At 51.6% G+C, this 12,382-nt stretch carries 12 protein-coding genes; 9 read left to right on the top strand and 3 right to left on the bottom strand.

The genetic code is table 11. The features are described from left to right. Positions 1-29: 29 nt before the first annotated feature. Entirely contained in the window at positions 30-533 is a 504-nt protein-coding gene (locus tag MKX98_RS26190) for a hypothetical protein (RefSeq protein WP_339219324.1), read from the bottom strand. Between the two features lie 3 nt (positions 534-536). After that, positions 537-863: a YtrH family sporulation protein gene (locus MKX98_RS26185; RefSeq protein ID WP_119846808.1), complete on the bottom strand. Its 327-nt coding sequence runs from the start codon at positions 861-863 to the stop codon at positions 537-539. A gap of 178 nt (positions 864-1,041) precedes the next feature. On the opposite strand from MKX98_RS26185, the gene MKX98_RS26180 reads away from it, so the two are divergent. From MKX98_RS26180 to tnpA, 9 genes are all read left to right on the top strand, one after another. Then, complete coding sequence (locus MKX98_RS26180) at positions 1,042-4,767, top strand: DNA polymerase III subunit alpha (protein ID WP_339219323.1); 3,726 nt, start codon at positions 1,042-1,044, stop codon at positions 4,765-4,767. Between the two features lie 146 nt (positions 4,768-4,913). Next, positions 4,914-5,408, top strand: coding sequence for a phosphatidylglycerophosphatase A (locus MKX98_RS26175; RefSeq protein WP_194544198.1), 495 nt, complete (start codon positions 4,914-4,916; stop codon positions 5,406-5,408). Positions 5,409-5,564: 156 nt separating this feature from the next. Then, on the top strand, positions 5,565-5,753 hold the full coding sequence (locus MKX98_RS26170; RefSeq protein WP_006212044.1) for a hypothetical protein: 189 nt from the start codon (positions 5,565-5,567) through the stop codon (positions 5,751-5,753). Positions 5,754-5,845: 92 nt separating this feature from the next. Beyond that, entirely contained in the window at positions 5,846-6,739 is an 894-nt protein-coding gene (gene accD / locus MKX98_RS26165) for an acetyl-CoA carboxylase, carboxyltransferase subunit beta (RefSeq protein WP_071218063.1), read from the top strand. Then, positions 6,739-7,722: an acetyl-CoA carboxylase carboxyltransferase subunit alpha gene (locus MKX98_RS26160; protein ID WP_194544197.1), complete on the top strand. Its 984-nt coding sequence runs from the start codon at positions 6,739-6,741 to the stop codon at positions 7,720-7,722. Before accD ends, MKX98_RS26160 begins: the two co-directional genes overlap by 1 nt. Positions 7,723-7,842: 120 nt before the next feature. Next, on the top strand, positions 7,843-9,270 hold the full coding sequence (gene pyk / locus MKX98_RS26155; protein WP_071218065.1) for a pyruvate kinase: 1,428 nt from the start codon (positions 7,843-7,845) through the stop codon (positions 9,268-9,270). Positions 9,271-9,373: 103 nt separating this feature from the next. After that, a complete protein-coding gene (locus tag MKX98_RS26150) occupies positions 9,374-9,883 on the top strand; it encodes a thioesterase family protein (protein ID WP_339219319.1) in 510 nt (169 codons plus the stop codon). Between the two features lie 4 nt (positions 9,884-9,887). After that, entirely contained in the window at positions 9,888-10,280 is a 393-nt protein-coding gene (locus MKX98_RS26145; protein ID WP_194544195.1) for an FxsA family protein, read from the top strand. Positions 10,281-10,472: 192 nt separating this feature from the next. Then, positions 10,473-10,946 (top strand): IS200/IS605 family transposase, encoded by a 474-nt coding sequence (gene tnpA / locus MKX98_RS26140; protein ID WP_339217207.1) that lies wholly within the window; start codon positions 10,473-10,475, stop codon positions 10,944-10,946. 196 nt (positions 10,947-11,142) lie between these two features. Here the strand turns inward: tnpA and ytvI are convergent, their stop codons facing one another. Beyond that, positions 11,143-12,261 (bottom strand): sporulation integral membrane protein YtvI, encoded by a 1,119-nt coding sequence (gene ytvI / locus MKX98_RS26135; RefSeq protein WP_339219316.1) that lies wholly within the window; start codon positions 12,259-12,261, stop codon positions 11,143-11,145. Positions 12,262-12,382: the final 121 nt, after the last annotated feature.

Below are 12,382 nucleotides of genomic sequence, written 5' to 3'. Positions count from 1 at the left end.
TTCGATCATTTACAATAGTATGTATTGTATCATGATCCGGTTGACTTTGCATCCACATGAACAACGCTAACCCAGATTTGCAGCACGCCCTCCATGACGAGCATGGTCTTGATTTGGACCTTGTAATCTTTCTCGCGGACCGTATAGATTTTGTCGCTGAGGAGTGAGCGCGTCAGCTTGCTGTCCGCGTCGATATCAAACACGTTGCGGCCGCGAAGGGCTGCCAGATCGTCGCCAACGAGCCTGACGAGTTCTTTGATGATGACGGGATCCAGTGGCTCCCTGTCGTTTTGCTCGCTGCGGATCTTGATTTCTTTGATGACCGTGGATTGTTTATTGTATTTTTTTAACGAATCGATGTCTTCTTCATATTGTGCAATTTTGATCTGCTGGTCTTGATTCGTTTCCCATAGTTTATTGTAGGCTGCATGATAGACCGAGTTGTAGACGATGCTGCCGACAACCATTCCCAGCACGAAGATGGATGCGACCTGATAGAAGGGGCGGAAGCGGTGGGCTGGAGGTACGCGCATCGATCAGCTCCGGCTGGAGCACACCCATTTGACCAGCTCGCTGCCCATATGTGCTCCGAGAAATGCAAAACCCAGATATAAAACCTGCTTGATGGCAGGGGATAAATTGCCGACGGCCACGTTGCTTTCAATGACCCGCATCGGATCAATGGTGCCCCCGATGGCAGCGGCAAGCGCCCATATCTTAATCCGATCCGCAACCTCAAGCATCGTCTGGGTGGGGGGCTGCAGGGACAGCACGGCGCCCACGCCTCCCACCATGGCTCCCCCCAGCACGATGCCGAAGGCTATAAAAAAGTCCAGAATTGCTCTCGATAAAAAAACGCTCATGCCCTCATGTCTCCTTTCTACTCTCGGTGGATGTTATGGCAAACGCCTGTCCACGTACTCCCTAGTTTCATTCTATGGGCGGGCCTAGCGGGATTATGATAAAATGGTATAAAGACTTTTTCAGATATTTCTGGATGGATTTCAAATATACATGTACCGGCGAAAGGAAGGCGTTACGATGAGCTCTTTCGTGCATTTGCACGTGCATAGTGAATACAGTTTGCTCGATGGAGCGGCACGTATCGGTGACCTGGTGCGGGAAGCGGCGGCGCTTGGCATGAAATCGCTGGCCCTGACGGATCATGGCGTGATGTATGGTGTCATTCCGTTCTATAAAGCCTGCCTGGCCCAAGGCATCAAACCGATTATCGGCTGCGAGGCCTATATCACGGCAGGCTCCCGCAAGGAGCGGGGAAGCCGCAAGGATCAGCCGATCTATCATTTGATTCTGCTTGCCAAGAATGAGACCGGCTATCGCAATTTGATGAAGCTGTGCTCGATCGGGCATTTGGAGGGGTACCATTACAGACCCCGAATCGATATGGAGGCGCTGGCCGCCCATCATGAAGGCATCATATGTCTCAGCGCTTGCTTGGGCGGCGAGGTTCCCCAGCATCTGCTTCATGGACGCGAAGCGGAAGCGAAAGCTGCCGCGCTTCGTTATCAGGCGATTTTTGGAGAAGACTACTATCTGGAGCTGCAGGATCACGGAATTCCGGAGCAGAAGCGCGTGAATCCCCAGCTGATTCAGCTTAGCCGCGAGACGGGCATTCCGCTGGTAGCGACCAACGATGTGCATTATCTGACCGAGAGCGATGCCGAGGTACAGGACGTCCTAATCTGCATCGGCACGGGAAAGACGGTCGAAGATGAAGACAGGCTGCAGATCCAGACGAATCAGCTCTATTTGAAGAGCGGCAGCGACATGGAGCGATTATACCCCCATGTGCCTGAAGCTATATTGAATACGGCTAAGATTGCGGACCAATGCAACCTGGAGCTGGAATTCGGCAAGTCGATTTTGCCGAAATACAGCTCGCTCCCGGAAGGGAAGAATGCAGCCGAATACCTGCGGGAGCTCTGCTTGAACGGTCTGCAAGAACGTTACGGGAATACGGAGCGGTGGCAGGATGAAGCAGAGCGCAGCGAGCTGGAGCAGCGACTGAACTATGAGCTCGGCGTCATCGAGAACATGGGCTTCAGCGATTATTTCCTGATCGTATGGGACTTTATCGCCTATGCCCACCGGCAAGGCATCGCGGTTGGACCGGGCCGGGGTTCATCGGCGGGCAGCCTGGTGGCCTACACCCTTCAGATTACGAATGTGGACCCGATGAAATATAAATTGTTATTTGAACGCTTCCTGAATCCGGAGCGGATAACGATGCCGGATATTGATATCGACTTCAGTGACGAGCGGCGGGAAGAGGTCATTGATTATGTGGTGGATAAATACGGGAAAGAGCATGTCGCCCAGATTATTACGTTCGGTACGATGGCGGCAAGGGCGGCCGTCCGAGATGTTGGACGTGCGCTGAATGTGCCGTTCGGGGATGTGGACAAGGCGGCCAAGCTGATCCCTAACCATCTGGGCATCAGCATCGCGGGAGCGATGGAGCAAAGCCCGCAGCTGAAGGAGCAGTACGAGACGAAGCCGAAGGTGCGCGAGCTGATCGATATGGCGATGAAGGTTGAGGGCATGCCCCGTCATGCTTCGACGCATGCAGCAGGCATTGTCATTTCCCGCGATCCGCTGACGGATGCGGTTCCGCTGCAGGAAGGGAGCGAGAAGACGGCGCTGACGCAGTATTCCATGGAGAATCTGGAGAGCGTGGGCCTGCTCAAGATGGATTTTTTGGGTCTGCGGACGTTGTCCATCATAGAGCGTACCCTGAGATGGATTCAAGAATTGACCGGCAGAACACTCGATTTCGAACAAGTGCCGGATGACGATCATCTGACGTATGAGATGCTGGGACGCGGCGATACCACGGGCGTATTTCAGCTTGAATCCGCGGGCATCCGGCGGGTGCTGAAGGATCTGAAACCTTCGGTGTTTGAGGATATCGTATCCGTGAATGCCTTGTACCGTCCGGGTCCCATGGAGTTTATTCCGAAGTTCATTCAAGCCAAGCACGGCCGGATTGAGCCGGAGTATCCCCATTCGGACCTGATCCCGATATTAGGCGATACGTACGGCATTATCGTCTATCAGGAGCAGATCATGCAGATCGCTTCGACGATGGCCGGCTTCTCGCTCGGGGAAGCGGATTTGCTGCGAAGAGCGGTGTCGAAGAAGAAGCGCGAAGTGCTGGACCGGGAGCGGAGCCATTTCGTTTCAGGCAGTCTCAAGCTCGGTTATAGCGAGGATGAGGCCAACCGCGTGTACGATATGATCGTCCGGTTCGCGAACTACGGATTTCCCCGTGCGCATGCCGCCGCTTACGGCGTGCTGGCCTTCCAGACGGCTTATCTTAAGGCGCACTATCCGGTTCCGTTCATGGCTTCCATGCTGACGGCCGTTATGGGCAGCCACCGGAAGGTGGCCGAATACGTGCTGGAGGCACGGCGCCTCGACATCGAGGTCATGCCGCCGGACGTCAACGAAAGCGGAACGTATTTTACCCCGGTCATGAGCGGTTCTGCTGCCGAGGGCGGTGATGATGAAGGCCAACGTCCGGCCGGAGGCGGAATCCGATTCGGGCTAGCCGCGATCAAGAACGTAGGCACGCAGGCAGTGGAGAATATCGTCGAGATCAGGCGTGAAAAGCCGTTTGAAAGCCTGCTCGATTTTTGCCGCCGGGTAGACCTCCGCGTATGCAACAAGCGCGTGATCGAGTCGCTTATCCAGGCAGGGGCTTTTGATTCCTTGCAGGGACACCGTTCCCAGCTGGTTGCCATGCTGGACGAAACGGTCGAAGCGGCCGTGAAGTGGAGAAAGGAACGGGATGATCTCCAGATTCAGCTCTTCGACTTCGTGGAAACCACGAATTGGGACATCGAATATCCGGACATCCCGCCATATACCACAAGTCAGCAGCTCGAATTCGAACGCGAGCTGCTGGGCATGTATTTGTCCGGCCATCCGCTGGACGGCTTCGAAGATGCGCTGGCGGAGTCCGGAGCTGATCGGTTAATGGATCTCCATGAAGCGGAAGATGAATCGATGGCTACGGTTGCCGGTATGGTGGTTACACTGAAGACTATTACGACGAAACAGGGAAAGGCGATGGCCTTCATGGAGTGCGAGGATCAAATTGAGCGCTGTGAGGTCGTTCTCTTTCCTGAAGTGTGGAAGCGAAGCGCGCATTTGATTGAAAAAGGCGCGCTGCTGGCGATCCGCGCGAAGGTTCAGCTGCAGGACGAAGGCTTTAAGCTGCTGGCCGAAGAAATCGCGCCGCTTGAGCCGCAAACCTTGAGTCAACTGGTTCACCGGAGCAAGGTTCGGGGAGCAGCGGGCGGCAGAGGAAGATCCGGCGGAGAGAATAACGGCCGTAGTGGTAAATCGGGCGCCGGCATCCAGCCGGTTTCGGCCGGTAATCCATCGGCAGTCCAGACTCCGGAGCGGCTTGCCGCCCGGAGTGGACAGGATTCGACCTCTATCCGAAACGAGGCGTCGGGTGGCAGCCTATCGCCCGAGAAGGAATCTCGTACCGTCGTATCGAATCATAAGGCTGAGCAGCGTGTGTTTGTGAAAATAACGGCCGATGCGGAGCAATCGGAGCTGCTGGTGAAGCTGAAAGAGCTCCTGCAGCAGCATCCGGGGCATGTGCAAACGGTGCTGTTTTATGAGCGAAGCCAGAAGGTGCTTGCGCTTAGCGAAGCCTATCGAATCAAGCCTTCCACAGAGCTTTTTGCCGAAATGGAAAGCATGCTGGGCAAGGACACCGTTAAAGTGAAGTAACATGAAAATTTAAGAACGTTTCGCATCCCTCCCGCATACAATTAGGACACTACAGGTAATGTTGGCCGAGTACTCGCATGAAGAAGGCTCTTTCATGATAGAGAAGGATTGAAAGAGCGCGGCCAAAGACGCGGGGGGGATTTGTGATGTCAATGGACTTGGCAGAGAGCATGCTCAGCCGCAGAGGAGTCAGCGTAAGCTCCATCGCGGATATTGTGTTGAAGCTTCAACAGCGTTATCATCCGAAGTTAACCATCGAGCAGTGTGAAGAAAGCGTCCGGGCCGTTCTCGGCAAGCGCGAAGTGCAGTATACGCTGTATACAGGCATTGCGCTGGATGAGTTGGCCGAGAAGAAGCTGCTGCCGGAGCCGCTGCAATCGATTATGGAGCAAGACGAACCGCTTTACGGAGTGGATGAGACCATGGCGCTTGGCGTCACGAGCATTTATGGCATGATAGGACTGACCAGTTTCGGTTACCTGGACAAGGAAAAAATGGGTGTAATCGAGATATTAAATGAAAAGTCGGACGGGATCCATGTGTTTCTGGATGATCTCGTTGCAGGCATCGCCGCTGCCGCTTCCTCGCGCATCGCGCATAACAATCCTGATGCGGCGCATTATACCGCGGGTTCTGACTGATTTGCGCGAGCGGTGTCGAATGGCTGCCTGAGGGTATAGATTTGGCTTTCAGCCCCCTGCTCTCTTTGTTGAGGTAAAAACTGAAGTATGTTATCATTATCCATTATATCGGCTCAGGATATGCCTGTGGGACGAGATTAGGGGGATCTGAAAGGCATGTGGACGGTAATCTATATTGCGCCAACTGCAAAGGTGGCGGAAATGATCAAGACCAGGCTAACGGAAGAAGGTTTTTTGGTTCAAAGCCGTCCTGTGAATCTTTCCAAACAGCAGTTTGAGATTTTGGTACCCTCCGGAGAGCTTGAGGAAGTACAGGAAGTGTTGAATTCGATATTGCACCCCTAGTTTCATCTGGGTTACATAGCGAAGCTTAGCGTACGGATCGGCGATGTGCTATTGCGGCGGCCATTCAAATTTACGGCTGGAGAGGTGTAGTTGTGTTTAAAGACTTGTTTCAGAAAAAAAGGAAATACGCAACGATCCCATCGGAACGACTTGGGACAGCAGGGCAGCCTCAGGAAGGCGAACGCCCGAAACGGGAAATTCCGGAAGGTCTGATGAATAAGTGTGCTAAGTGCGGCACCATTCAATACAGCAAAGAGCTTGAGAAGAATCTGAAAGTGTGTCAGGAATGCGGACATCATATGCGCCTGAACGCGGTAGAACGGATTGCCATGACGCTGGATGAGACAGGCTTTGAAGAGTTTGATGCGGATATGATCTCGGTGGATCCGCTCAAGTTTCCGGGATATGCGGCCAAGCTCGAGCAGCAGAAGATGAAATCCGGTCTTCATGATGCGGTTATTACCGGTCAAGGGTCGATTCTCGGCCAGCCTGTTGTAGTAGCTGTCATGAGTTTTGATTTCTTCACGGGAAGCATGGGCTCCGTCGTCGGGGAAAAAATTACCCGAGCGATCGAGTTTGCGACGGACAAGCGTTTACCGCTCATTATTTTCTCCACCTCCGGCGGCGCCCGGATGCAGGAGAGCATTCTCAGTTTGATGCAGATGGCCAAAACAAGCGCAGCCTTGTCCAGGTTTAACGAGCTCGGCGGGCTCTATATTTCAGTGATAACGGATCCGACGACCGGCGGTGTATCCGCCAGCTTTGCGACGCTTGGCGATATCAATATTGCCGAGCCGGGAGCCGTATTCGGTTTTGCGGGCCGTATCGTTATTGAACAGACCATTCGCCAGAAGCTGCCGGATGATTTCCAGACAGCGGAGTTCAACTTGGCGCATGGTCAGCTTGACATGGTTATTCATCGGAAAGATATGCGCTCCATGCTTGGTAAGCTGCTGGAGATGCATACCGTGAAAGGGGGATTCTGATGTCAGGCGAATTGCCTTTTGAAATGCCACTTGCCGAAATGCGCAAGAAGATCGATGAATTGAAACAATTCGGACAGGAAAAAGGGATCGATTTCACGGATGAAATCGCCCGCCTGGAAGAACGATATAGTCGCTTGGAGGAAGAAATCTATTCTTCGATTTCGCCTTCCCAGAAAATGCATCTGGCCCGTCATCAGCAGCGACCGACGTCGCTTGATTTGATCCAGCTGATCTTTACGGATTTTATCGAGCTGCATGGAGATCGTCTCTACGGGGACGATCTTGCCGTTGTCGGCGGCTTGGCCAAACTTGACGGTGTTCCCGTCACGGTGGTCGGTCAGCAGCGCGGTAAGGATACGAAAGACAATATTGCGCGTTTCTTCGGAAGTCCGCATCCGGAAGGCTTCCGTAAAGCCCTGCGGCTTATGCAGCAGGCGAACAAGTTCAAGCGTCCTATTATCACGTTCATTGATACAAAAGGCGCATATCCGGGTAATACAGCAGAAGAAAGAGGTCAGTCCGAGGCGATTGCTCGTAATCTACGGGAAATGTCGTCACTTGGGGTGCCTATTGTTTGTGTGGTCATCGGCGAAGGTGGAAGCGGCGGTGCTCTTGCGATGGCTGTAGGCAATCGTGTCCTGATGCTTGAGCATGCTATCTACTCTGCCATTTCACCGAACGGCGCCGCATCCATTCTGTGGAAGGACGCATCTAAAGCGGATCAGGCTGCGGAAGCCATGAAGATCACTGCTAAGGACCTGCTCGAGATGGAAGTCATTGAGGAAATTATACCGGAGCCTAAGGGCGGTGCGCACCGAAACTATGAAGAGACGGCCGCCGCGATTCAAAGCGCACTGATCAGCCAGCTGAAAGAACTATCCGTTATGGATGCCTGCGAGCTGAAGGAAGACCGGTACCGCAAATTCCGCAAGATCGGCGAATTCGATTTTGCGAAGGCGGAACAGGAAGACGTGATTATGTAAAAGTTCTGATGAGTATGTGACGATATGACAAAGTTCCTATACAAATTAGACTTTTTGTAGTAGATTTAGTTGTTGGAAAAAGAGATATAGAGAACCCTTTAATAAACGGAGGAAACCCAAATGCGCAAAACAAAAATTGTATGTACCATCGGTCCTTCCAGTGAATCGTTGGAAAACACCAAGAAGCTCATTATGGCCGGCATGAACGTGGCTCGTCTGAACTTCTCTCACGGCGACTTCGAGGAGCATGGCAACCGGATCAAGAACATCCGCCAAGCTTGCGAAGAGTTGAACAAAACGGTAGCGATCCTGCTTGACACCAAAGGACCGGAAATCCGTACAGGCAAACTTGAAGTGGAACCGATTGAGCTTGTACAAGATGAATATATCACCCTTACTACCGAGGAAATCCTTGGTGATAAGAATCGTTTGTCCATTACTTATAAAGAGTTGCCGCAAGATGTTCAAGTCGGATCCACGATCTTGATCGATGACGGTCTGATCGGTCTGACCGTGGTGGAGATTCAAGGCACCGAAATCAGATGCCGCATCGTCAATGGCGGAACCATTAAGAGCAAAAAAGGTGTAAACGTACCGGGAGTCGCGATTTCTCTCCCAGGCATTACGGAAAAAGACGCCAACGATATCATTTTCGGGATCGAACAGGGCATCGATTTTATTGCCGCTTCCTTCGTTCGTAAAGCAAGTGACGTGCTTGAAATTCGCGAATTGCTGAAGAAGCATAATGGCGAGCACATCCAAATCATCTCCAAAATCGAGAACCAGCAGGGCGTTGACAACCTGGATGAAATCCTCGAAGTATCCGACGGCTTGATGGTAGCCCGTGGCGACCTCGGCGTAGAGATTCCGGCAGAGGAAGTTCCATTGGTTCAAAAACGCATGATCGAAAAATGTAACCTGGCTGGCAAACCGGTTATTACGGCTACGCAAATGCTGGATTCCATGCAGCGCAACCCACGTCCTACCCGTGCGGAAGCAAGTGACGTTGCCAATGCGATTTTTGACGGTACCGATGCGATCATGCTGTCCGGCGAAACGGCTGCAGGTAAATACCCTGTAGAATCCGTATTGACTATGTCCCGTATCGCTGAGAAAGCGGAATCCGCGCTGAATTACCGTGAAATGTTCTTGAAGCAGCGCATTGCTCAAGATACCAGCGTTACCGAAGCAATCAGCCAATCCGTTGCGATCTCGGCACTTGACCTGAATGCCAAAGCCATCATTTCGTCCACGGAATCCGGTCAAACGGCTCGCATGGTATCCAAATACCGTCCAGAGGCTCCTATCGTCGCCGTCACGACTCAAGACAGAACATTGAGACGTTTGGCACTGACTTGGGGCGTAACGCCGGTTAAAGGCGAACAGGCTTCTTCTACGGACGAGATGTTTGATTACGCGCTGCAAGGCGGCGTGAAGTCCGGTCTCGTGAAAGAAGGCGATCTTGTTGTGATTACAGCAGGCGTGCCACTGGGCCGTTCCGGTTCGACCAACCTCCTGAAAGTGGATCAAATTCCACAGGAGAAGTAATACAACCGTCAAGAATCCGTTGGATTCTGAATATAGCAGCATATAAGCAATGGACGATGATTCTGTCGACCATTGCTTTTTGCATAGATAAGGGGTGATGTTGATGCCTAAACCATCCGTACCGACACTAAGCCGCTGGTTCTGGACGTCATTTCGGGTGCGTTACCAGGAAAGCGATCAAATGGGTGTCGTATACCACGCGAACTATTTAAACTGGTTCGAGATCGGACGTACCCAAATGATCCGTGAAATGGGATTTACGTATCGCGGAATGGAAGAAGAAGGTGTCCTCCTCCCGGTGGTTGATCTTGATATCAAGTACCGTCAGCCTGCGCGGTATGATGATCTTGTAACGGTCTTTACCAGAATGACTGCTTTCTCCCCGCTTCGAATACACTATGAATATGAGGTCCGTTTGTTAAGCGAACAGGAGCAGGCAGATTTGGAGGCGATGGATCTGTCTCCCGAATCCGAGCTTCCCGGTGCCTTGTTAACGACCGGCGCGACCCGCCATGTATGGCTGAATAGAGAGTGGAAGCCGGCCCGACTGGATAAATGCGCGCCAAAGCTGTATGATGCATTGAGGGACACCCTTTGGGGGAGGAAGGAGTAGCTTCATGTTCAAATGGTTGCTGGCAGCGATGATCTTCGTGCCTGCTATTGAAATATTCGGCTTTCAGTTTGTTGCGGATCGCGTGGGCGGCATGAATACCTTGCTATTGACACTGCTGACCTCTGCGGTTGGCGTGGCCATGATGAGGTTCGAAGGTCGCAAAGCGATGGAAGATGCCAAGCAGAGAATGAACTCAGGCATGGTTCCGGGTGCTTCCATGGCCGATGGCCTATGTATATTTGCGGGTGGAGTGCTGCTTATTCTGCCGGGCTTTGTAACTGACATAATCGGATTTACGCTGATATTTCCGCTGACTCGCCCGCTGTATCGGATATTGCTGTTGAAATGGATGAAGAAAAATATGAAAAACGGCAAGATTACGATCTTTCGCAGATAATACAAGCAGGATCACCCATAAGACCGGCCCATCATGGGCCGGTCTATTTATTATGGCTTTAGCCAGTTGAGTGCGTGAAACGCGCGAAACAAAAAACCACCCGCTATGCGGGTGGAGGGATTGAGGGTTTGACCACTGAGACCATTCCAATAAAATTGAGATGTTCAGGCTCAAAGAAAGGAATGTTCTCAAATGGCAACCAAGAGCTACAGCCTAGCTCACACAAAGTGGATGTGCAAATACCACATTGTATTTACCCCGAAGTATAGACGGAAAGAGATCTATAATCAAGTAAGAAGAGACTTAATAGAAATTTTCAAACGCTTATGTAAGTACAAAGGAGTAGAAATTATAGAAGGCCACATGATGCCCGATCATGTCCATATGTTGGTGGCTATCCCGCCGAAAATTTCAGTCTCATCATTCATGGGATATCTAAAGGGGAAAAGTTCGTTAATGATCTTCGAGAAGCATGCACAACTAAAATATAAATACGGGAATCGAAAATTTTGGGCAGAAGGATATTATGTGAGTACAGTAGGTTTGAATGAAGCAACAGTAGCGAAGTACATTCGTGAACAAGAGGCACATGATCAAGCCATGGATAAGTTGAGTGTAAAAGAGTACGAAGATCCATTCAACAGCAACAGGGGCAAAAAGAAATAAACCAGTTTAACTGGTAAGTGAAAGTGACAAATAACAATGAGCCTGAACAGAGTTATGGTCAGGCTAGCGTCTTTAGGCGCAGTTTGGCAACAAGGGGTTATACCCCAAGAGCAAACCACCCGTTGGACGGGTGGTCATGATTTATGGAGTACGAGGAATATCAGGAATCGGCAATTCCCATGAGTTCGTCCGACTGCTATCTGAATCTGCCTCCGATAATATAATTCCTTAGGTCCTTGAATACCTGGGCCCGGTGAAAGGCATCCAGGATGACAAGCGACACTGGACCTATAATCAGTCCCAGAATGCCGAACAGTTTGAGCCCGACGAACATGCCCAGCAGGGCGGCGAGCGGGTCCAGTCCCACACTGCTGGCGAGCACCTTGGGCTCCATAATCTGTCTGACGATCAGGATGATGCTGTACAGGACGGTTAGTCCGATGCCAAGCGTCAGGTCGCCCGACATAAAGGCATACAGCGACCAGGGGATCAGAACGATGCCGACGCCCAAGTAGGGGAGGAGATCCACCAAGCCGATCAGAAGACCGATGGAGAAGGCGGAATCGACCCCGAGCGCATAAAGCGTGATCATGACGATCAGGGCCGTGATGGAGATCAGAATCAGCTGGGCCCTCGCGAATCCGAACAACGCTTTTTTTAGATCCGTGAAAATATAGATCATGGGTTTGCGAATGACGTCGGGCAGGATGCGGATAAGCTCGCGATTATGGCGCTCCCAGCTGTTGCTGAGAAAGAACGTGGACAGTAAAACCACAATGAGAATCGTGCCCAAGTTGGGCAGGTAATAAATAATTTGCAGAATTCCGTTAAAAATACCGGTAACGAGGTCGGTCACGGCCGTGCCAATCGTTTGCGTCGTGCGGGTAATGTTCTGATTGATGGTATCGTGATAATTCGGGTTGTTCTGATAGAACCGGCTAATTTCATTGATGATATTCTGGAAGCTATCATTCTGGGTCCATGCGGTCAGCCATTCCATCCAGGCATCAATATGAAGATTGAAGGACTGGGACAGGATAATAAGCTCCTTGACCAGTCTCGTGACAGCCGCCGTGAGAATCAGCAAAGCCGCTCCGAAATACAGCAGCAGGGACAACATGACAGCGAGCCACCGCGGCAGCTTCAAACTCCGCTGAAGCAGGCGGACGCAAGGATTCATGGCATAAGCGATGATCCAGGCCAGGAGGAAGGGGTAAAGCAGCGGCAGCAGTACATATATCAAATAGGCGATCACGAAGATGGAAGACAGCACCCACACTCCCCGGCCAAAACGCTTGAGCATTAATCGTTCCAAACCATCACACTCCTTTGCAGCACTTCAGGGACGAGCAGAAACGCTCATTCCTATACGTATGCAAGGAGATTCAATATAAGGATAAAGAGTTGGAAAAGGCTTGTCTTCATGATTCGACAAT

It is taken from the genome of Paenibacillus sp. FSL W7-1332 (assembly GCF_037969785.1).
Classification (GTDB): Bacteria; Bacillota; Bacilli; order Paenibacillales; family Paenibacillaceae; genus Paenibacillus_AQ.
The sequence above is the reverse complement of the archived record's forward strand: the minus strand, read 5'-3'. Positions and strand labels throughout refer to the sequence as shown.